Below are 22,308 nucleotides of genomic sequence, written 5' to 3' on the forward strand. Positions count from 1 at the left end.
TCAAAAACACATCCTTTAACCTGAAAGTTAAAGGATGTGCATATTTTTAATTGTCTCCCATCATATTGTTATCCATTTCATTTTGAGATCCAGGTTCATTATAAGGATAATTAGGATAACCATAACCACCCATTGTTCCTGGATAACCACCAAAACCGTTCATCATTCCGGGATAGCCGTATCCATTCATCATCATGTTATAGCCTCCCATCATTCCTGGGTAACCATATCCGTTCATCATATTACCACCCATCATCCCTGGATAGCCATAATCATTCATCATTCCATAACCAAAATTTTTAGGTGTCATATATTCTTTATTATCAATCTCAATAGAATCTACAATTAATTCATCAATTTTCGAAAAACTATATATTACTACACCTTCAACCTTTATTTCTTTTCCTGTTTCTATTGGTAAATCATTATAAAACATAAACATTTTATCCAATTTTAAAACATAATATTTTCCTTTTTCATCAATTGCTAAAGCGATAGGTAATTGTTCATTTATTTCTACTATTTTTAAATTCAAACTAATTTCAGAAATATTTGGATAATACGAATTATTTTGATTCACTATATCTCCGCCATGTGCGAAAATTAATGATAAACTAAATACCAACATCAAACCTAATAATAATCTACTCTTCATAAAAATCCCTCCTCATTCAATTAGTTTCTTTTTTCTAATATATTCTTCTTCGGTAATCTCACCTTTAACAAACTTTTCATTTAAAATTTTTATTAAATCTTCGTTGTTACCTCCGATTTTTCTACTTTCTTTTGAACCACTATTTTTAAATAAATTCTTAAATAGGAAATATATAATTACTAAAAACAAAATCATAAATCCAAAACCTATTAAAGAACCTATTATTCCTCCATATCCATAAAATCCTGTCCAACCCCAACAAGGCATATCATTTTCACCTCCTGATAATCATTAAAATAGATTATATTTAAAACCTACTATCCAATTTAATTTAAATGAAGTATTAATAATATTATTTATATTGTCTTTTACACCTATTTCTATCATATATTTATCTTTAAATACAATTCCACTACTTAAAATAACTTCTATTTTCTTATAATCATTCAAATTTTTAAGCTCATTTTCTACTGCAAATCTAAAAGGAATATATATATTATTTTCAATATTATTTTCTCTTGTTATATTTCTAAAATATCTCATATGCATCATAGGAAAAAAATGAAAACCTTTTGTTTTAAAATCTGTATTAATAATATCTATTCCAATCTTTATATCTTCTAATTTTATATTTTTATTAGGGTATATTACAATTTCACTAAAATCTGTTTTATAAAAATTATCAACTGCTAATGGTATATTAGCATATAGTGAAAACACATTAACTCTTCCATAAATATCAAAATAACCGTTATTTTCATCATTTAAATATGGTTTATATATTTTCTCAATAGATAAATCTATAATATTACTAAATGAAAGTATTACAATATTTAATACTACAAATATAAATATTAATTTTTTCATATAAAACACCTCACATTATCACACAGCATTACTTAATATCAGTTTTTTCTTTCTAAGGTATTCTTCTTCTGTAATTTCACCATTTACGAATTTTTCATCTAATAAATCCAAAGCTCTACTTTTTTTATTTGATTCTTCTAACACAGGCTGGCGAGAATCCTCTAATCTCCTTAAATCATCTGAATGCCTATGATGTTCATCAGAATGATAATGCCTATTAAATAACCCTCTCCATGATAACCAAATATTCCTCCTCCACAAGACATATTTTTCACCTCCTATATTTGAAAAGTTTTATAAATTCCTATTTTTTCAATAATTTCTGGAACATACTTAGTTTTTGCTACTTTTCTATCATACAGATATATAAAATAATATGATATTAACATACTGGTTAAACCTAAAAGAAAAGATATAATTTCATTTAAACCCAATGAGAATAGAAGTACAGTAATTGTAACCATTGTCAGTAATGGAATCCCATACATTATAAAGGCTGCTTTTGATTCTAATGAATCTATTTTTTTATATACACAAAATCATTTTTATTTAAATTCAAGTTTTTATTATTAATTGCCTTAATTTTTCTATTTGGATCGCCTGTTAAATTACATGAACCCTTTATTGCACAAGAACCGCAATTTGCTGCTTCAAGAGCCTGTAAGTAAACATATTCTTCATCCATATCAACTATTCTCATCAATTCATTCATAACATCACCTCAAAAATTTTCTTTACTTTTTTATCATTATTATTCTATAAGTTTCTTTTTTCTTAAATATTCTTCTTCTGTGATTTCACCATTCACAAATTTTTCATTTAATATTCTTAATGCCTCTTTTTGGAATCTTCACTACTATTCTGAAAATCTCCTAATTTTTTGCTGCGTCTGGATTTTTCATAAAATACCAGATTACAAATATTATTATTAATAGAAATAAAAACATCATACCTTTCACCTCACTTTAAATTTTTTAATATTAATTCTTTTTTCTAAGATACTCTTCCTCTGTAATCTCACCTTTAACTAATTTTTCATTTAAAATTTTTATTACATTATATTCTTCATTTTTATTATTTTTGCCAATATTTTTAAACTCAAAATTCCCATTAAAAAATATCTTTTTTACTATGAAATAAATCACCACAAGAAATATTATTAGAAAAATAAAACTTATAAATGATCCTATTAAACTATATCCTCCAAAACCATATGGCCCAAAACCTGACCAACCCCAACCATGCATCATAATATCCTCTCCTTTCATTAAAGATTTGAAATAACTCTAGTTAAAGCATCTTCTATATTTTTTGCTATTTCATATACTTCTTCATTTTCTGCTGAACTCATTGCTACTGTTGGTTTTATCGCTGTTACTACTGTTTTTCCTTCTTTTTCATATACTATTACATTACAAGGTAAAAATACTCCTATATTTTCTTCGGCTAATATTGCTTTGTGTGCATTTTTTGGATTACATGCTCCCAATATTGCATACTTTTTAAACTCAATTCCAAGTTTTGCTTTAAATTTTTCATTTAAATCAATTCTCATTAAAATTCCAAAACCCTCTTTTTGTAATTCTTCATTCAGTCTTGATATTGCTTCTTCAAAATCATAATTTGTTTCTTTTAATATTCCATATTTCATTTTTCTCTCCTCCTTTTATTTTTTGTCACCCCCGTACGGGTGGGACAATTGTAGTATAACATACATTCCTTAAAATTTCCTTAGAATTCATTCATTTTCTGAAATTAATTTTTCTATATAATTTATTTCTTCCACTACATTGTTTAATTTTCGTACTACTACATTTACATTTAATCCTTTGTCTTTACAACTTTCCTTTAAACTACTCATTTTTGCACAACAAATATCAAATCCAAAATTTTTTAACTCGTCAAATAATTTATTGTCCATATCCATAATTTCCTTTAAACTCATATTTTCATTTATTTCTGGTAACATTTTATTCGCCTCCTTATAAATTTTTGCTTATATAATTCATTACTTCTTCTAATTCATTTATTTTTACATTTATTTCTTCTGTATTATTTGAATATGCAGCATTTTTGACGCAACTTTCAAGATGAGAGTTCAATATTTGAGCATTTGCTTTTTTTAATAGAGAAAGAGTAGCTAAAATTTGTCTTGATATATCTATACAATATCTATTCCCTTCAACCATTCTTATTATTGCTTCTATCTGTCCTTTCGCTGTTTTTAAAACATTTAGACTATTCTTATTATTATGCATTACCTTCACCTCATTTTTATAACCAGAGAGAGGAACACTCTCCCTGGGTTTTCTAATGGCAATGTCCTTTATGATGCATTCCTTTATGTTTCATATGATGTCCGTGATGAGTATGGCTTTCATGATTATCTTCATGATGTTCTTCAATTTCATCATTTTCTGCTATTTCTTTAACTTCATAACCAGCTTCATCTATAGCTTCTCTTATAGCTTCATCATTCAAAACGTCTCCTTCTATAACTGCCTTACCAATTTCAACTGATATAACATTTACACCTTCTAATTTTCCCAATTCTTTTCTTACTCTCTTTACACAATGCTCACATGACATACCTTCAATAATAATTACCTTTTTCATAATATCTCCTCCTTCTAGTTTTTAGGTTTAAATGTTTTTAACCTTAAAGCATTTAATAATACTGATACTGAACTAAACGACATTGCTGCTGCTGCAATCATTGGACTTAATAATGGTCCTCCAAATACATGTAATAGTCCAGCTGCAATTGGAATTCCTGCTGTATTGTAACCAAATGCCCAGAATAGATTTTGTTTAATATTTCTAATTGTGGCTTTACTTAACTGAATAGCTGTCACTACATCTTCTAAATCACTTTTCATCAGAACTATATCCGCTGATTCTATAGCAACATCTGTACCTGAACCTATTGCTATTCCAACATCTGCCTGAGCAAGTGCAGGAGCATCATTTATTCCATCACCAACCATTGCTACTATATCTCCATTTTGCTGTAATTTTTTTACTTCATTTGCTTTATCCTGTGGTAATACTTCTGCAAGTACTATATCTATACCAACCTGTTTAGCAATAGCTTCTGCTGTTCTTTTGTTATCTCCTGTAATCATTGCAACTTTAATTCCCATTTTATGAAGTCTCTTTATAGCATTTGCACTTGATGGTTTTACTGTATCAGCAACTGCAATAATTCCTTCTAATTTTCCATTAATAGCTATAAACATTGGTGTTTTTCCTTCATCAGCTAACTTGCTGGCTTCATTACTTAAACTTATTTCTATATTTTTATCTTTCATAAGTTTTAAATTTCCAAGATATATATCCATATTATCTATTATTACCTCAATTCCATGTCCTGGAATAGCCATAAATTTATCTATTTTTTTCAAAGTTAAATTTTTCTCTTCTGCTGCTTTTACAATAGCTTCTCCCAATGGATGTTCAGAACCTTTTTCAGCTGATGCTGCTATAATTAATAATTCATCTTCCTTATAATTTCCTGATGTATATATATCCGTAACTTTTGGCTTTCCTTCTGTTATTGTTCCTGTTTTATCAAAAACTATAGTTTTTATTTTATGAGTTGTTTCAAGTGGTTCTCCACCTTTTATTAAAACTCCGTATTCAGCACCTTTTCCTGTACCAACCATTATTGCAGTAGGGGTTGCTAATCCTAATGCACATGGACATGCTATAACCAATACTGAAATAAATATTGTTAATGCAAATATTTGTCCTGCTCCTGTCAGATACCATGCTATTGCAGCAACAATTGCTATTGCTATAACTATTGGAACAAAATATCCAGAAATTACATCAGCCATTTTTGCAATTGGTGCTTTTGATCCCTGTGCTTCTTCGACTAATTTTATTATTTGAGCTAATGCGGTATCCTTTCCAACTTTCGTTGCTTTAAATTTAATACTTCCATTTTTATTCATTGATCCCCAATAACCTTATCATTTATATTTTTTTCTACTGGAATACTTTCTCCAGTAAGCATTGATTCATCGACGGATGTATGACCTTCAATAATAATTCCATCAACTGGTATTTTTTCACCAGGCTTAACGATTATAATATCCCCAACTTCAACTTCATCAACAGGTATTTCAATTTCTTTCCCATCCAGAAAAAGAAGTGCTGTTTTTGGTTGTAATCCCATCAATTTTTTTATTGCTTCAGATGTTCTCCCTTTAGTTACACTCTCAAGATACTTTCCTAAAAGAATTAATGTCACTATAACACCGGCAGTTTCAAAATATAAATCATTTGCATATTTGGTATTACCTAAATAAATTTGAATTGTTCCAAAAACTCCATAAATTATTGCCGCTGAGGTACCTATTGCTATTAATGAATCCATATTAGGGCTTAATTTAAATAAATTTCTAAAACCAATTGTATAAAACTTATATCCAGCAATTGCAATAGGAATAACTAATAATAATTGAATTAAAGCAAAATTAAAAGGATTAATTTCTGGATTTATAGTTGCTGGTAATTTTAATCCCAACAAATGTCCCATTGATATGTATAATAATGGAATAGAAAAAACTGCTGAAACTATAAATTTTCTCCATAATGTTTTAATTTCTTTTTCACGTCTTTCTTTTTCAAAATCCACACTATCTTTTGAATCTGCTTCAAGTGGTTTGTATCCAGCATTTTCAATAGCCTTTTTTATATTTGATAAACGTACAATATTTGGATCATAGGTAACAACTGCTTTTTCTGTTGCAAAATTTACGTTTGCTGATTTTATTCCTTCAAGCTTGTTAATTTCTTTTGTAATTGCATTGGCACATGATGCACATGTCATACCTTCAATTGGAATAGTAACTGTTTTATCTTCAACTGGAGCTTCTACATCATACCCAACATCTTTTACTACTTCTTTTATAAGTTCTTCATCAACCTTTGTTGGATCAAATTTCAGAGAAAGTTTTTCTGTTGCAAAATTTACGTTTGCTTTTTCTATACCTTCTATTTTTCCTAGCTTTTTTTCTATTGCAAGAGCACAGGAAGTACATGTCATTCCTATAACACTGAGTTCTTTTTCAACAATTTTTTTATTTTCAGTAAGAGCTTTACTTTCACTCATAATAATTCCTCCTTTTTTATTATCCCCCACCAGGGGGGTGTTTCATCTATAGTATAACCTTTTTTTGTTACAAACAAAATACTTATATTTCTTTATGGTTTCAAAAAAATAAATATACTGTGTCTTTTGTTTTTTTATTGACATTTTTCTACTGTAATAGTATAATATTACAGTGAGGTGATTTTTTATGTGGTTTACAATAGATTTCCATTCCCATGTCCCTGTATACGAACAAATAAAAAATAAAATAAAAGAAAAAATTGTAAAAAAAGAAGTAAATGAAAATGAATTTATACCTTCTATTAGAACTTTAGCTAAAGAAATTGGCGTTAATTTAAATACAGTTGCAAGGTCTTATAGAGAATTAGAACAGGAAGGTATTATTCAATCTGTTAGAGGATCTGGATATATCGTTATTGGAATTGATAAAGATAAAATATTTGATGAGAAAATAGAAGAATTTAGAAAAATTGTTATATCTGCTAAAAATTTAAAAATAGAAAAAAGGGATTTGTTAAAGGTTATTGATGAAATTTATGGAGGTGAATAATGTGATTTTAAAAGTGGAAGGATTAATAAAAAAATATGGTAACTTAACCGCTGTAAATAATATTTCTTTTGAGATTGAAAAAGGAGAGATTTTTGGATTATTGGGTCCAAATGGAGCTGGAAAAACTTCTACTTTAAAATGTATTTTAGGTTTAAGAAAAAAGGATTCAGGAAACATATATTTAAATGGATCTGTTTCATATTTGCCTGAAAAGAAGAATTTATATAAAAGTTTTACTGTTGAAAAAATGATAGAAATAACGAGTTCTATAACCAATAATTTTTCTAAAAATAAAGCTTATGAGATAATTGATAATTTTAATTTAGATAAAAAAACAAAAATTGCTAATTTATCTTATGGTATGCTTACACAATTATATATCGCTTTAACTATATCTCAAGATGCCGATTTATATATTCTTGATGAACCTACCTGGGGTTTGGACCCTTTAATGAGAAATAATATTTTAAATTTAATCAGAGATTTATCATATAATGGAAAAAGCGTGTTATATACCAGTCATATTCTTGCAGAAGTAGAAAAAATTACTGATAGAATTGCTATTATGTCAAATGGAGAAATTTTAGAAATGGATTATCTTGATGATATTAAAAGGAATTATTCTGCCATTTCTTTACCAAAAGACAAAAAAACAAAAGGATATCTATGGAAAAAATTAGAAAATGAAAATATCTGGATCGTTAAAAGCAATGAAGGAGAACCTGTAACCATTGATGAAATATTTGAGGCTATTGTAAAGGGGAGTGGAAATGAAAAAAGAACTATATAATATGAAAATCAGAGCATTAGCAATATTAATTATTACATTAATTTTATTCTTTTCTATTGCTCCTTTTCAAAATGTTTTTCTTAATCTTTTAGATGAAAACAAAGCAGTTATTGAAAGTTATGCAAAAAAATTTGGAGCATCAGCAATGTTATCAAAATTGCATGATTGGAATTTTTATATATTCACACAATGGTTTGGTAAAAATTTTGGTCAAATGATTCCTATTTTTGCTATTATTTTTGCATTTCCTTTATTTTCAAGAGAGGTTGAAAATGGGACTATGGAATTTCTATTGGTTAGAAAATCACGCGATTATGTTTTTTATTCAAAAGTTTTTTCAAGTTTAATTATTGGTTTTTCTGTTGTAATTATTGGTAGTATTTTGCCTATTATATATTCATTTTTTACTGGAAAGGATTTCTTTTATGAATATGCATTAAAATATATAATTCATGGACTAATAGGTTTCTGGTTCTGGAATAGTGTAACTGTATTTTTTTCCATTTTTTTCAATGATCAGGTAAAACCTATTCTTTCATCTGTTGGTTTATTAGCAATAACTACTGCTTTAGGTTTTTTAAAACCATTAAAATGGCTAAACACATATAGTTATATATTAGGTGGTAAAATTCTTTCAGAGGGAAAAATAAACTGGATATATTCTGAATCATTATTTGTTATCGGTGGATTTATACTTTTAGCAGGTTATTATCTTTTCAAAAATAAAGAAATTTAAAAAGGGGGAATTTTTGTGATTGTAACTACAGTTGGATATGTTCCTGGCTATGAGTTTGAAGAAGTTTTGGGAGTAGTTATAGGAAATACTGTTCATTCAAAACATCTTGGAAGAGATATTGCTGCTGCATTTAAAACTTTAGCTGGTGGAGAATTAAAAGGATATACGGAAATGCTAACTGAAGCAAGAAATATAGCTTATCAAAGAATGATTGATGAAGCAGAAAAATTAGGAGCAGATGCAATTATTGGTATGAGATTTTCAAGTTCTGCGGTAATGCAGGGTGCTGCTGAAATGGTAGCATATGGCACTGCTGTTAAATTAAAAAAGAAAGAATAATTAAAAATTTAATCTTTTTGTTTGATTTTGTTAATATTTATTAATGTTATATAGATTTTACTTTGTAATCAATAATAAATGGATATAATCATCCATAATCATTGTTAGTTATTTTTTTCTCTTTTTTTCTTCTGTGTTATTATTAAAATTGTATAAATATAATAAAATTTCGAGAGGAGGTTATCACATGTTAATTAAAAGATTATTTGCATTATCAGTATCAGATAGTGGGAATAGTGTGCCTATTTGTGATAACCTTGCTCACATCAATCATTATTGATGATAAAGTAATTTATTTGGGCTATGGTTATCACGCCATAGCCCATTTTTTTATCCTAAGATATGGGCTATGGTTATCACACCATAGCCTTTTTATATTTTATAGAAAGGAGTGGAAAAATGACTTTTAAAAGTGTAAGGTGGAATTTTAATTAAGTAAATTATGAAAAAAGGTGAGTTTGATGTAATTATTAATTCGCAGGAGGTTATACAATGAAAGAAATTTTAAAATATGTTTTTAACCAGAAGAAGTATATTATTATTGCTTCAATTGGGATGATTGGTGGGGTTGCGGCAGAATTAATTCTGCCGTATTTAAACAAAATTGTTATTGACAACATAATTATCAACAAACAAAAAGAGTTATTGTTTATAACTTTAACCGCTATATTTTTTATTACAATTTTCAGAGCATTGATGGGCTATGTTCAAGAATTTACTTTTGATTATGTTGGATCAAAAATTAATAAAGAATTAAAATATGATGTTTTTAAGCATATTCAAAAACTGCCATTTAAGTATTTTGATAAAACAAACACTGGCGAATTAATGTCGAGATTAGGTGAGGATATTGATAATATATGGATGGCGTTTGGTTTTGGAATTGGTTTAGCAATAGAATTTTCATTATATTTTATTTTAGGTAGTACTGTTTTATTTTATTTAAATTGGAAATTAGCTTTAATTAGTTTAATATCAGCACCATTTATTGCCTATTTAGCAACAAAATTAGAAAAGGAAATAGGTAAAGCATTTGATAAAATTAGCGACCAGGCAGCTGTTATTAACACTACTGCACAGGAAAATATTTCAGGAGTTAGATTAGTTAAAGCTTTTGCCAGGGAAAAACATGAGATTTTAAAGTTTTTAAAGTTAAATAATGAAAATTATAATCTAAACATTATGAAATCAAGAATATGGGGAAAATATTTCCCAACTATTGAATTTTTAGGAAATGCTGCTTTAATACTGGTTATCACAATTGGTGGTATATTTGTAATAAATGAAAATATATCAATAGGAACTTTAGTTGCATTTAATGGTTATATGTGGATGATTGTCTGGCCAATGAGATTAATTGGATGGTTATCAAATATTTTATCTCAAGCAAATGCATCAGCAAAAAAATTGAAAAGATATTAATGGAAAAAGAAGAAGATTTTAAAGGTATTAATCCAGAAAATATAAAAGGAACTTTAGAATTTAAAAATGTTAGCTTTAAATATGATAATGAATATGTACTAAAAAATATTAATTTTAAAATTGAAGAAGGAAAAACACTGGCTATAATGGGACCTACAGGTTCAGGAAAAAGTACTTTAATATCTCTAATAGCTAGATTTTATGAAATTGAAGAAGGAGAAATTCTTTTAGATGGAATAAATATAAAGGACATTTCTTTAGATTCATTAAGGAAAATATCAGTTATATTTTCCAGGATACATTTTTATTCTCTGAATCAATAAAAGAAAATATAAAGTATGGAAAAGAAGATGCTACTGACGAAGAAATCATAATTGCCTGTAAAGAGGCTCAGGCACATGATTTTATTATGAATCTACCAGATAAATACGATACAGTTGTTGGTGAAAGAGGTCTTGGATTGTCTGGTGGTCAAAAACAACGATTAACTATTGCTAGAGGTTTATTAAAACATGCTCCAATCATTATTTTCGATGATGCTACATCTGCTCTTGATATGGATACAGAGTATGAATTATTAAAAAGTGTATATTCTAAAGAAAAACAAAACACAAAAATTATTATTGCTCATAGAATTTCTGCTGTAAAAAATGCCGATGAAATAATCTTTTTAGAAAATGGAGAAATTGTTGAAAGAGGTACACATGATGAACTATTAGAATTAAAAGGAAAATATTATGAAATATTCAAAGAACAATTTAAAGAGTTTGAAGATTTGATAAGAGATGAGGTGATTTAATGACTAAAATAAATACAGTTTTAAGAATATTTTCATATTTAAAACCATTTATTCCAAAAACAATATTTGTAATATTTTTAATGGTTATTGTTATGATAATAAATTTGATTAATCCATATTTCTTTAAAGTTGCAATTGATACATATATTGCAAATAAAGATTTAAAAGGTTTAATGAGCATTGGTGGAATATTGGTAATCTTAAACTTAATTGCTATGATTCTTTCAAGAATAAGAATTGTTGAAATGGGAAAGATTACTAATAAAATTGTTTTAAATATAAGACATGAATTATATGACCATATTCAAAAATTGTCATTTTCATTTTTTGATAGTAGACCTGTAGGAAAAATTTTAGCAAGAGTGGTAAATGATGTAAATTCTCTTCAACAGTTGTTTTCTAATAGTATAACAAGTCTGGTGCCAGAATTATTAACATTGTTATTTGTTGCTGGAATTATGTTTTATATGAATTTTAAACTGGCATTAGCCTCTATGATTATTCTACCTTTATTAATTATTGGATTATTTTTATAGAAGTTATTAGCAGAAAAAGATGGATGAATTATAGAAATAATCGTTCAGAATTGAATGCTTTCACACATGAAAATATATCAGGTATTAGAATTGTAAAGTCTTTTACCAGTGAAGAAAAAACAAACAGAAAATTTAAATTTTTAACAAATAAAATGATGAATTCTTTTGTAAATGCTGTAAAAATAAATGATTGGTTTTGGGCCATGGTCTTTACCTCATGGGGAATTGGAAGTGTATTGGTCTTTTATTTAAGTGTAAAAATGATAGATTTAAATGAGGTTACTGTAGGTACTGTTGTTGCATTTGTTGGATATATTGGAATGTTCTGGAGACCTATTATGAATTTAAGTAATTTTTATAATTCATTGGTAACAAATATTTCAGCAGGTGAAAGAATTTTTGAGATACTGGATATAAAACCAAATATAGTTAATCCAGAAAATGCTTTAATTATGCCAGAAATAAAAGGTGAAGTTGAATTTAAAAATGTATATTTTTCTTATGATAAGGATATTGTGTTGAATAATGTTTCTTTTAAAATTACCCTGGTGAAACCATAGCTCTTGTTGGTCCCACTGGAGCAGGAAAAACCACGATAGTAAATTTAATTAGTAGATTTTATGATCCACAAAAAGGAGATATTTTTATTGATAGTTATAATATAAAAAATGTGGATATTGAATCATTGCGTTCTCAAATGGGAATTATGCTTCAGGATACATTTTTATTTTCTGATACGATAAAAAATAATATTAGATATGGAAAATTAGATGCTACTGATGAAGAAATAATTGAAGCTGCAAAAGCAGTTCATGCACACGAATTTATTATGAAATTAGAAAAAGGATATGATACAGATGTAAATGAAAGAGGAGTTAGATTGTCAATTGGAGAAAGACAACTTATTTCATTTGCAAGAGCATTATTAGCAAATCCAAGAATATTAATTCTCGATGAGGCTACTTCAAATATCGATACACATACAGAACAATTAGTTCAGGATGGAATTAAGAAATTATTAAAAGGAAGAACCTCTTTTGTTATTGCTCATAGACTTTCGACAATTAGAAATGCTGACAGAATATTCTATATTGATAATGGTGAAATTATTGAGACTGGAAATCATGATGAATTAATAGCCAAAAGAGGATATTATTATAATCTATACATTTCACAATTTAAATTTTTAGAATTAGGTGCATAAAAAACCCCGGATTTTTAAAATGATATGATACCTCCTCGTAGTTCAGTGTATTTTTTATTAATTACACTGCCTACTCTGGAGGTATCATATCAATTGTCCGGGATTTTTATTTTATTAAAAACTCCTTTGGTATATTTAAAAGAGTAGTATCTTGAAAATATAATAATAAATTAACAATAAAAATATATCAGTTGATATAATAAAAATGTAAATTTATTGAATTTAAGAAAATAAAAATTTACATCGAGTTCATCTTAATGTTTTTGATTTTTTCTTTTTTTTTGATAAAATTTTTGTGAATTAAAATTAAAATAATTATGGTTTTCTCAGAAAGCTAATGAATTTAGATATAATATAAATATTGAAGATTGCATTAATTGTGAAAAAAATAATTTTATAAACATGACCCACGCTGCTTAAAATCTTCAAACAAAAAAGAAGGTGAATTATTTATATGGCAGAAAAAATAAAAGATGAGAAATTAGAAAAAAAAGAAATAAATCATTTTTTGCTCGGATTATTTAAAAAGTATTGGAAAAGACAGGTAATTGCTATTATTTTTATAAGTTTAATGGCATTATCAATATTGATTTTTCCAATATTGATAAAATATACAATAGATACAGTAATACCATCTAAAAATATTCATATATTATTTAAGTACATATTATTAATGATAGCAACTCTTTTTGGAATTTCGTTAATAACCTATTTTGGAGAAGTTATATTTGAATTTAATGCTTTAAAAGCAAAAAAAGATATTAGAAAAGAAATAATTATAAAGTTAACAAAATTGCCGTATGATTTTTTTATGAAGATAAATTCTGGAGAATTAATTTCAAAATTAATGTCTGATCTTGAAATGGTTGGAGTTGTAGTTTCACAGGTATTTCCAATTTTGGTATTATCGGTTTTACAAATAACAGGAATAATTGTAATGCTCTTTTATTTAAATTGGAAATTAGCATTAGTTCCAATTATTTTGACTATATGTTCTTTATTAATTTTAAAAATAATTAATAAAAAAGCAGAAAAACTTTCTATTCGTGAAAGAGAAGTGTTTGGAGAAATATCAAATATGTTGGTAGATGTTATAAATAATATGAAAACAATTAAATTAATGGCACATAATGATTGGATATCTAATATGATTGATAATTATCTTGACAATCATTATAAAATAAGTAAACGATTTACTAAATGGATAAAATTAACAGGTGCGTTGGGTAATTCTATAAATGGTATGATAACAGTGGGAGTATTTAGTTATGGAGGTTATTTAATAATAAAAGATGAAATAACTCTGGGGACATTAATTGCTTTCTGGACATATATACAAACTTTAATGAACCCCTTACAATTATTAATGAAAGTAAATACTGTATTAAGAAGTTCCTGGGGTGGTATTAAAAGAGTTATTGAAATAACAAAATATGAAGAAGAACATATTCCAGAACTAAAAAGTGAAAATAACATAAAATCTATAAAACTTAAAAATATTGAATTCAGTTTTGATAATAAAAAGATTTTAAATTCAATAGAATTAAATTTAGAAAAAGGAAAAATAACAGGTATAATTGGTGAAAACGGTGCAGGAAAGACTACGTTGTTTAACGTATTAATGGGATTATATAAAGCTAACAGAGGAAAAATAATATTTAATGATAATGAAAATGCAAATATAGGTCTTTTAAGAAAAAATATTGGATTTGTTGAACAGGAACCAGAGTTGTTTAAGAATTGTACGATAAAAGAGAATATATTAATGGGTAGGGAAATCTCAGAAGAAAAGTTAAAAGAAATTTTAGAAGTAACTGGAATAAATAAAATAGTATCAAAATTCGAAAAAGGTATAGATGAAAAAGTCAAAAACATAAATTTATCTGGAGGTCAAAAATAAATAATTGCTATAGCCAGGGCTTTAATAGATGATCCTCAAATTATATTACTCGATGAATTTACATCTGCAATGGATTCAAAAAATGAGGAATTAATTCACAATATTCTGATTAAATTAAAAGAAAAAGGAAAAATAATAGGAATAATAACTCATAGAGACTCTACTCTAAAAATATGTGATGAAATATATGAAATTAAAAAAGGAGAATAAATATGAAAAATACTATATTAAAATGGGTAAAATACTTAATATTAGCATTATTTTTAACTCTTGCTTTTTTGTATTTGTATCTAGATGATTTATCTATTAATTTTCATGATTTTATTATATTCTATTTTATGTTTTTTCTAATAAGTACAGTTATGAAATTTTTTAAATTATCCTTAAAAAATATTTTTATAGAATCATTTTTGTTTATGATAATTATTTTTACCTTTGGATTTATATTAAAAATACCATTAAAAGATTCATTATATATTCTTTTTTTCATGATTTTTACTGAGGGATTTGTTTATTATAAAATGAAAAAAAATAATAATATATAAATATTTTTATAGAGTTTTTTAGTTGATTTAGAAATAATAAAGCAATCAAAAAATCCCGGCCAATCGCCGGGATTTTTTGATTATTCCTTACTTTTTTCTATTTCTTTTAATAACTCTATTAATCTTGAACTATTTTGATTTACTTTTTCCCATAATTCTTTTATTTCAAATTCATGTTCTTTTAAAATTTTTAAAACCTCTGGATGAAAATCTTCTGGATTTGTTCTATCATCTCCATTAATAATTATATCCATTGTTTTTTCATGAGAAAATGCAGGTTTATAAGGTCTTTCTGAACGTAAGGCATCATATACATCAACAACAGAAACTATTGCTGCACATAACGGTATTTCTTCTCCATTTAAACCATATGGATATCCTTTTCCATTATATTTTTCATGATGATATAAAGCTATATTTCTGGCTATTTCGAACTTAGGTGATTCTCCTATTAGTAAAGACCCATAAAGAGTATGTTTTTTCATTATTTCGAATTCTTCTTCTGTTAATCGACCTTTTTTTTCTAAAATTTCTTTTGGTATCATTATTTTACCTATATCATGCAATGGAGCGTAATATCTTATTTTTTCTACTGTTTCTTCTTTTACTCCCATTTTTTGAGCAATAAATGCCGATAATTCACCAACTCTATTTACGTGATTACCTGTTGTTTCGTCATAACCTTCAGCTATTATGGATAACTGCGTGCTAAAGTTTAAATAGGCCTCTTCTAATTCATTATTTACTTTTTCTATTTCTTTATATGACGATTCTAATTCTTCATTCATGGCATTTATTTCTTCAAAAGATGACATTATATCCTCTGTCATTTTTTGATATTCTGTCATTAATTCATTTATTTCTTTAATATCACATTTTTCCATGATTTTATCAAATTCAAGGTATCGTGTTTCCTGGAATTTTTTCATATTGTCCAGCATAATTTCAAAAGGTTTTGAAATTTGTCTTGAAACTTTATGTGCTTTTTTTGAGATAATATATAAAATGAATCCCAGAGCTATAATAAACATTAAAAAATTAATAAATATGCTCATTTTAAATTTGCTAAAATCGAGTTTTAATACTATTCCTATGGGTCTGAAAAGTGTTTTTTCATCTTCATATTTCCATATACTATAAAAGTTAATACCCGTTCTTTTTTCAATTATTACTTCTTTTTCTGTATCAAAAGCTTTCTTTAAATATTCAGTATCTTCTTCATTTAGTTCTGGAAATTTATCTGATAAACCTTCAAATGAATGTGTACAAATATTTATATCTTTTATAAAGTCATATTTCTCTTTTAAAAGTGAAAGATTGTTTATTATACTTTCTATTTTTCCAATAGGTAATAATGTTTTTAACATATAAAAATTATCATTTAGTCTTAAATAAACATTTCTAATAAGGTTTTTAGGAGTTAAATCAAGTTCTATAAAATAATCAAAATTTTTTAGTTTTTTTAATTTATTCTGAATTTTTAAATCAAGATTTTTCATTTCAACTTTTGTTATAGTAGCTTCTTCACCTAATCTTTTATTCACATACATAAAATCCATTATTTTTTTATCCAGATTTTCTTGATCTGTTTTTAAATATTCTATAAACATATCGAGTCCTTTATAATATCTTGCATCAAAATCATATATTGCACTGTATAAAGAATTAAATGTTATGCTTACAAGTTGTTTAGCATTTTCTCTAAATGAATCTTCAATTCTTTTAAAATTTAAATAGCTTATTGTTGTTATTACAACTAAAACTGCTATTATACCAGTTAAAACTATAGTCATAATATTTTTCGATATTAACTGATATAGAGTTATTTTATTTTTTTTCATTTTATTTCCTCCTAAAAGGTTTGTCATATTAATTATAACATATTTATTTTATAAAACCATTGAGTTTTCCTTCAGGATTTGTGTATATTATTATTCCAGAAATAACATCTTTCTTTTTCTGATAACCAACGGATATTATAATACTATTGTTTATTAATTTTGAGTTTAAAATTCTTTCATCATATTCTTCTCCATAATAATTTTCTTTTAATAAAATACCATCAGATTTATTTAATAAAATTTCAAAACCATCAAAATCATTGTTTCTTTCTAAAGCATATCCTGAAATAATTATTTTGTTATTGAAAATATGTGCTGAAAATCCTATTGATGATCTCTTTAGAAGATAATCATTTCTCCATAATATGTTAAATCTACTATCTGTTTTTATTGTTAATACTTTCCATGGAAAATTATTAATTGTAGTACTATATCCTATAATATAAAAATGATTATCTTCTTTTAATAGAGAGTATCCATATTCATTTAGTTGTTCTTTTCCAAATTTTGCTATAGAATAGTCATTATAATTTAATTTATTGAGTTTTACCAGAAATATATCATTGTTGTTATTAGCTGTAGAATTAGTATTTCCAAGTAGATATATATAATCTCTGTCAGTAACAATATCAGTTAAAAACTCATTATTGTACCATGTAATTTTATAGTCATTCAATTTATCCAGATTCTTATTAATCTCAAGAAAATATCCTGTTTTTTTTGAATTTTCTATTATATATCCAACAACATATATACTATCATAATCATCTTTTATGATTTTTAAGAATTCACCATTTTTTTCAAAAATTTTTGATTTAATCATTTCACCAGAGTTGTTTATTATATATATAACTGGTTTGTAATCTTGCGTTCCTACTATATAAAAGTTATCATTAATGTATTCAACTTTATTGATTTTTGTTGATGATGGTATTCTTATTTCTTTTTGCAATAAAATATTTCCATTTTTATCCGTATTTAGAATAAATAGATTTTTATTAACTTTTTCATTTTGACCGAAAACATAAATCTTATTGTTAGACAAAACAACATCTTTAAGTATTAACGATTTGCCATCTGTTATTATTTTATACCATCCTTTTACCTTTAATTCTTCCTGATTTTTATTGATATTTATATTGTATATTTCTTCTTTTTGTGTATCGATGTTATCTATGTTTTTTGTTTTTAAATCTCTACTTGTGGATATATTTATAAATATAATATCTAATGAAAATAAAATAAATATTGTTATTAAAGTAAACAACAAAATTTTTTTCATATTTAATTCTCCTTTATATATATTATTTATAGGTATAGGTGCTATAGTGATGTTGTTTGTTGATAAGTAATGGGAGTCCTTTATATAACCAAATTATATTATGTTGAGAAAATTTAAATTTTTTTTGTTTTTTATAACCAATTTTGTTAGAAGTATGATATAGGTATATTTGTTCTATATTTTTTGTTATTAAAATTTTTTTGTTTTTAAACTATAAACTTCCAACGTTTATAGTTGTTATTAATGTTTATAATACAATTTTATAAACATATATAGTTGAAAAATAATTAACGAAAATTACAGTTATGAACATTTTTAGTTGTTAACTTTTATAATGTCTATTAATAGCTATTTTTATAAAATAACATATGTTGAAAATTATGAACTTTATAATACTATTATAACATAATCATATCCATTTTTATTTTTTCAACAATTCGAGATTTTAATTATCTTTTTCAGTTACAAACCGTTTAAGCTTTGATTTAAAAAGGATTTTAGGATTAATAATTATCATTAAATTAATCATGGGGTAAAAAAAATACATGTGATTTTAACTTTTTTAGTTTAAAGTTGACAGGAAAAGTTAAGAATAGATAATTCAGGAGGTTGAGAAAGTTGAAAAAAAATTTAAAGTATATTCTTATACTACCATTTTTGCAGGTTTTTGTTCAGGTTGGGATAGCTTCATCGTTTCCACAATTAACAGAAATATTTAACTCTACATTGCTAGCAAGTACCTTTATAGGAATTACTCCTTTAATATCAATTATATTTGGTTCTTTTTGGGGAAAAATATTGGAAACCAAAGGAGAAAGTAAAACATTTTTATATTCAATGGCTTTATGGAGTACAGCAATATATTTATCAGGTGTATCTTTAAAATTACCGGTATTAGCAATAATCTTTCGTGCAATTCAAGGTATAGCAGATTCAGCTTTGTTTTCTAATGCATTAACTGTAATATCAAAAGCAGACTTTTCACAAAAAGAGCAAACGAAATATTTTGGATTGGTAGAGTTTTTAGCCAGTTTTGGTGCTGTAATGGGACCGATGGTTATAGGTACAGGCTTTATTTATATGTCTCATTATATATTGATGACTGTGGGAGTTATTTTATTTATAGGTACATTATTTGTTTATAAGCAATTGCCGGTTATAGAAATACATTCAGAAAAGGTTAAAAAGCAGGTTACTAAATTCTCTCCAAGAATTTTTTTAGCTGCATTTTTTGGTATAATGACTCTTGCTGTTATCGTTGGATTTCAGGCAACAATGCCGTTATTTATAGAAAAGCATATTAGTAATCCAGTTTTTGGAAAGATTTATATATCAATATTTGCTTTATCATTGATGCTTGGAAATCTTTTTAAACATAAAATTAGTGGAATAAAGATATGGATTCCATTGGCAACATTTGCAACATTGATGCTGGCAATATTTTTAAGTACAGTTTCAATGGTTGTATTCTTGTTATTAATAATTGTTTCTGGATTGTTCCTTGGGTTATCACTTACTATGAGTAGTGAATATGCATCATACTTATCAGTTGGTTTTGAAGAAAAAGGAATGGCAGTATTTTCTGCATTTAGAATAAGTGGGAATTTCTTTGGACCATATTTATCTTTGTTTTATTCAATGGGTGGAATGAATTTCTTTATGCTGGTATTGTCTATTATAAGTTTAGTATCAACTATATTCTTATTTAATTTTAAAAAAAATTATAATGAAATAAAAGAGATATAAAAAAGTATATAAAACCCAACCTAAGCTATTTTTAATTATCACATAAATAATTTTAAATTTAAATAATGTAAAAAACAACCTCATCTTGATTTCAAGATGAGGTTGTTTTGTATATAATAGTAGTATTCTTAACTTTTTTAGCTTCGTACATGGCAATATCAGCATATCTAATTAAATCATCGATATCTTCAGAATGTTCCGGGAAAAGTGAAACGCCTATACTTAAAGAAATGCTAAAAAACCCTCCATTTTTTTCAAATTTTTTTGACATCTTATGATTTAATTTTTGAGTTATAGTATAAATATCTTTTATATTTTTATATTGAGTTAAAATCACAAATTCATCTCCGCCAAATCTTGAAATTATATCTGAACTTCTTAAAGTTTCTTTCAAAATTTTAGCCATATGTTTCAGTAATTCATCCCCTTTTTCATGACCGAAGGTATCATTTACCTTTTTAAAATTATCAATATCTATAAACATAATAGCATATTTTAAATTATTTCTTTTACCGAGAGATAATAAATTTTTAGAATTTTCAAAAAATAATGTTCTATTTGGTAATCCTGTTAAAAGATCATGTGTTGCTAAATGTTTTAATTTATCTTCCATTATTTTTTTCTGTGTATAATCTTCTATAATTGCGATTCCGCCTATAATAAAATGATCTTTTTTTAATGGAGCAAATGTTGCACGCAAGATGATGTTTTTTCCAGATATAGAAGAATTATATTCCCCTTCATAATATGATAATTTATTTTTTAAGGTATCTTTGATCATATTTTTTATAATGTTATGAGGTAAGGTGTTTAAATCAAGCCCTATAAGTTGTTCTTTAGACACATCAAGAATTTTTAAAGCAGCATTATTAGCTATTGAAACATTTAAATTAGTATCAAAAATTATTATTCCTATTGGTGAATTTTCAAAAATAGTTTGAAACATTCCAAGACTCTTATTTAACTCATTTTTAAGTTTTATAAGGCTATAATAATTTATTGTTATGTAAATAAACAAAATGCCGCTAAATATTAAAGAAAATATATCTATGAATAAAACATTTTTTTTATCTTTTAATTCCATATTAATTTTTACTTCGAGTTTTGATAGTTCGTGATTTATAATATTTTGAAAAAAATCAACAATAGAAGTTAAGTTTTCAAAAGTTTCTTTTGGATTGAGTTGATATAATTTCGGTGATTTATTTTCAAATAATTCATAATAATACAATAATTTTTTGTAATATTCTGATTCTGGAAAAGTTGAAACCTTTTTATATGTATATTCAGTATAAGAAAACCCTTTAAATTTTGAAAATTCAATAATATTATAAAAACTTTTATCCAGGAAAAAATATTCTTTTTCGGAAATATTTTGTTTTTTTATAATCGATGAGTAAATACCTCTAAACTCTCCAGCATATTCTTTTATTTTTTCAAGATAATAAATAGAAGTTAATAATTTTCCTGTTTCAGCAGTTGTTTTTTGCTTTATTGGATAATCATAATAATCAATAAGTTCATTTATTAGTTTTGTATATTCATCGAAGATATAAATATATTCCACTTTTTTTTCTTCTGAAACCTTACGTAAAGATTTTAGTTTAGATTCAATTTCTCCGAGATTATCAAAATAATGATTTTTATTATTTAAATCTTTTATTATTTGAAAATGAGTATCAACCAAATTTCTTTCTTTTTCAATATCAGAATAGATATTTTTTTCACCATTTAAATACATATTGACCATTCCGCGTTCTTTTTGAAGATAAAAAACAACAGAGGATATATTTTTGATTAAATATACAGAATCTTTCATATGATTGAGCATATTTTGTTCATTTTTTATTTGAAATAAGGAATTTATAGAAATTATTAGTATTCCAGATAAAATTAAAATTATAATTATTGAATGCGTTATTTTTGTTTTAAATGTCATAAAAAATCCCCCTGAATAATAATTCGATTATATCATAA

At 25.7% G+C, this 22,308-nt stretch carries 26 protein-coding genes and 2 pseudogenes; 12 read left to right on the plus strand and 16 right to left on the minus strand.

The features are described from left to right. Positions 1-46: 46 nt before the first annotated feature. The 13 genes and pseudogenes from DJ007_RS15450 to DJ007_RS19905 all read right to left on the minus strand — a co-directional run bounded on the left by DJ007_RS15450 (position 47) and on the right by DJ007_RS19905 (position 6,605). Positions 47-655, minus strand: coding sequence for a hypothetical protein (locus DJ007_RS15450; RefSeq protein WP_206076075.1), 609 nt, complete (start codon positions 653-655; stop codon positions 47-49). A 12-nt stretch (positions 656-667) separates the two neighbouring features. After that, entirely contained in the window at positions 668-922 is a 255-nt protein-coding gene (locus DJ007_RS03930; RefSeq protein ID WP_129408423.1) for an SHOCT domain-containing protein, read from the minus strand. A 24-nt stretch (positions 923-946) separates the two neighbouring features. After that, positions 947-1,522 carry a hypothetical protein gene (locus DJ007_RS03935; protein ID WP_129408424.1) on the minus strand — a complete coding sequence of 192 codons (576 nt, stop codon included), beginning with the start codon at positions 1,520-1,522 and terminating at the stop codon, positions 947-949. A gap of 18 nt (positions 1,523-1,540) precedes the next feature. After that, on the minus strand, positions 1,541-1,783 hold the full coding sequence (locus tag DJ007_RS15455) for an SHOCT domain-containing protein (protein ID WP_206076076.1): 243 nt from the start codon (positions 1,781-1,783) through the stop codon (positions 1,541-1,543). A gap of 17 nt (positions 1,784-1,800) precedes the next feature. Further along, positions 1,801-2,043 (minus strand): SoxR reducing system RseC family protein, encoded by a 243-nt coding sequence (locus tag DJ007_RS03945; RefSeq protein ID WP_368359442.1) that lies wholly within the window; start codon positions 2,041-2,043, stop codon positions 1,801-1,803. Further along, positions 2,040-2,234: a hypothetical protein gene (locus DJ007_RS03950; RefSeq protein WP_129408426.1), complete on the minus strand. Its 195-nt coding sequence runs from the start codon at positions 2,232-2,234 to the stop codon at positions 2,040-2,042. The genes DJ007_RS03945 and DJ007_RS03950 overlap by 4 nt, the downstream gene beginning before the upstream one ends. 39 nt (positions 2,235-2,273) lie before the next feature. Further along, the gene (locus DJ007_RS19900; protein WP_129408610.1) at positions 2,274-2,348 is read right to left on the minus strand and encodes an SHOCT domain-containing protein; all 75 of its coding nucleotides are present in this window, start codon (positions 2,346-2,348) and stop codon (positions 2,274-2,276) included. 154 nt (positions 2,349-2,502) lie between these two features. After that, positions 2,503-2,772 carry an SHOCT domain-containing protein gene (locus DJ007_RS03960; protein ID WP_129408427.1) on the minus strand — a complete coding sequence of 90 codons (270 nt, stop codon included), beginning with the start codon at positions 2,770-2,772 and terminating at the stop codon, positions 2,503-2,505. A 17-nt stretch (positions 2,773-2,789) separates the two neighbouring features. Continuing rightward, positions 2,790-3,173: a DUF302 domain-containing protein gene (locus DJ007_RS03965; protein WP_129408412.1), complete on the minus strand. Its 384-nt coding sequence runs from the start codon at positions 3,171-3,173 to the stop codon at positions 2,790-2,792. 87 nt (positions 3,174-3,260) lie between these two features. Continuing rightward, positions 3,261-3,491 (minus strand): hypothetical protein, encoded by a 231-nt coding sequence (locus tag DJ007_RS03970; RefSeq protein ID WP_129408428.1) that lies wholly within the window; start codon positions 3,489-3,491, stop codon positions 3,261-3,263. A gap of 13 nt (positions 3,492-3,504) precedes the next feature. Continuing rightward, positions 3,505-3,780 (minus strand): metal-sensing transcriptional repressor, encoded by a 276-nt coding sequence (locus DJ007_RS03975; RefSeq protein ID WP_129408429.1) that lies wholly within the window; start codon positions 3,778-3,780, stop codon positions 3,505-3,507. A gap of 52 nt (positions 3,781-3,832) precedes the next feature. After that, on the minus strand, positions 3,833-4,138 hold the full coding sequence (locus DJ007_RS03980; protein WP_129408430.1) for a heavy-metal-associated domain-containing protein: 306 nt from the start codon (positions 4,136-4,138) through the stop codon (positions 3,833-3,835). A gap of 14 nt (positions 4,139-4,152) precedes the next feature. Continuing rightward, positions 4,153-6,605: pseudogene (locus DJ007_RS19905) on the minus strand (heavy metal translocating P-type ATPase). 223 nt (positions 6,606-6,828) lie between these two features. On the opposite strand from DJ007_RS19905, the gene DJ007_RS03990 reads away from it, so the two are divergent. The 11 genes and pseudogenes from DJ007_RS03990 (at position 6,829) to DJ007_RS04025 (ending at position 15,462) form a co-directional block, all read left to right on the plus strand. Beyond that, complete coding sequence (locus tag DJ007_RS03990; RefSeq protein WP_129408431.1) at positions 6,829-7,191, plus strand: GntR family transcriptional regulator; 363 nt, start codon at positions 6,829-6,831, stop codon at positions 7,189-7,191. 1 nt (position 7,192) lies between these two features. Then, complete coding sequence (locus DJ007_RS03995) at positions 7,193-7,981, plus strand: ABC transporter ATP-binding protein (protein ID WP_129408432.1); 789 nt, start codon at positions 7,193-7,195, stop codon at positions 7,979-7,981. Continuing rightward, positions 7,962-8,717: an ABC transporter permease gene (locus DJ007_RS04000; RefSeq protein WP_129408433.1), complete on the plus strand. Its 756-nt coding sequence runs from the start codon at positions 7,962-7,964 to the stop codon at positions 8,715-8,717. Before DJ007_RS03995 ends, DJ007_RS04000 begins: the two co-directional genes overlap by 20 nt. A 15-nt stretch (positions 8,718-8,732) precedes the next feature. After that, a complete protein-coding gene (locus DJ007_RS04005) occupies positions 8,733-9,056 on the plus strand; it encodes a heavy metal-binding domain-containing protein (RefSeq protein WP_129408434.1) in 324 nt (107 codons plus the stop codon). Between the two features lie 492 nt (positions 9,057-9,548). Next, positions 9,549-10,478 carry an ABC transporter ATP-binding protein gene (locus DJ007_RS15460; protein ID WP_206076077.1) on the plus strand — a complete coding sequence of 310 codons (930 nt, stop codon included), beginning with the start codon at positions 9,549-9,551 and terminating at the stop codon, positions 10,476-10,478. Further along, positions 10,478-10,801 carry an ATP-binding cassette domain-containing protein gene (locus DJ007_RS18790; protein WP_206076078.1) on the plus strand — a complete coding sequence of 108 codons (324 nt, stop codon included), beginning with the start codon at positions 10,478-10,480 and terminating at the stop codon, positions 10,799-10,801. Before DJ007_RS15460 ends, DJ007_RS18790 begins: the two co-directional genes overlap by 1 nt. Then, positions 10,798-11,277, plus strand: a complete 480-nt coding sequence (locus tag DJ007_RS15470) for an ATP-binding cassette domain-containing protein (RefSeq protein ID WP_276318664.1) — start codon at positions 10,798-10,800, stop codon at positions 11,275-11,277. The genes DJ007_RS18790 and DJ007_RS15470 overlap by 4 nt, the downstream gene beginning before the upstream one ends. Further along, a pseudogene (locus tag DJ007_RS19910) lies at positions 11,277-13,017 on the plus strand (ABC transporter ATP-binding protein). The gene DJ007_RS15470 and the pseudogene DJ007_RS19910 overlap by 1 nt, the downstream one beginning before the upstream one ends. Positions 13,018-13,471: 454 nt before the next feature. Further along, on the plus strand, positions 13,472-14,917 hold the full coding sequence (locus DJ007_RS04020) for an ABC transporter ATP-binding protein (protein ID WP_129408435.1): 1,446 nt from the start codon (positions 13,472-13,474) through the stop codon (positions 14,915-14,917). Positions 14,918-14,986: 69 nt separating this feature from the next. Then, complete coding sequence (locus DJ007_RS14550; RefSeq protein WP_165973992.1) at positions 14,987-15,127, plus strand: hypothetical protein; 141 nt, start codon at positions 14,987-14,989, stop codon at positions 15,125-15,127. A 2-nt stretch (positions 15,128-15,129) separates the two neighbouring features. Then, positions 15,130-15,462: a hypothetical protein gene (locus DJ007_RS04025; RefSeq protein WP_129408436.1), complete on the plus strand. Its 333-nt coding sequence runs from the start codon at positions 15,130-15,132 to the stop codon at positions 15,460-15,462. Positions 15,463-15,542: 80 nt separating this feature from the next. Here DJ007_RS04025 and DJ007_RS15475 read toward each other — a convergent pair whose 3' ends face one another. After that, complete coding sequence (locus DJ007_RS15475) at positions 15,543-17,303, minus strand: HD-GYP domain-containing protein (RefSeq protein ID WP_206076079.1); 1,761 nt, start codon at positions 17,301-17,303, stop codon at positions 15,543-15,545. 43 nt (positions 17,304-17,346) lie between these two features. Beyond that, positions 17,347-18,585, minus strand: coding sequence for a hypothetical protein (locus tag DJ007_RS04035; protein ID WP_129408437.1), 1,239 nt, complete (start codon positions 18,583-18,585; stop codon positions 17,347-17,349). Between the two features lie 618 nt (positions 18,586-19,203). Here DJ007_RS04035 and DJ007_RS04040 point away from each other — a divergent pair. Beyond that, positions 19,204-20,331, plus strand: a complete 1,128-nt coding sequence (locus tag DJ007_RS04040; protein ID WP_165973993.1) for an MFS transporter — start codon at positions 19,204-19,206, stop codon at positions 20,329-20,331. A 91-nt stretch (positions 20,332-20,422) separates the two neighbouring features. On the opposite strand, the gene DJ007_RS04045 is transcribed toward DJ007_RS04040, so the two are convergent. After that, on the minus strand, positions 20,423-22,270 hold the full coding sequence (locus DJ007_RS04045) for a diguanylate cyclase (RefSeq protein ID WP_129408439.1): 1,848 nt from the start codon (positions 22,268-22,270) through the stop codon (positions 20,423-20,425). Positions 22,271-22,308 lie beyond the last annotated feature (38 nt).

The organism is Marinitoga lauensis, from assembly GCF_004135675.1.
Taxonomy (GTDB): domain Bacteria; phylum Thermotogota; class Thermotogae; order Petrotogales; family Petrotogaceae; genus Marinitoga; species Marinitoga lauensis.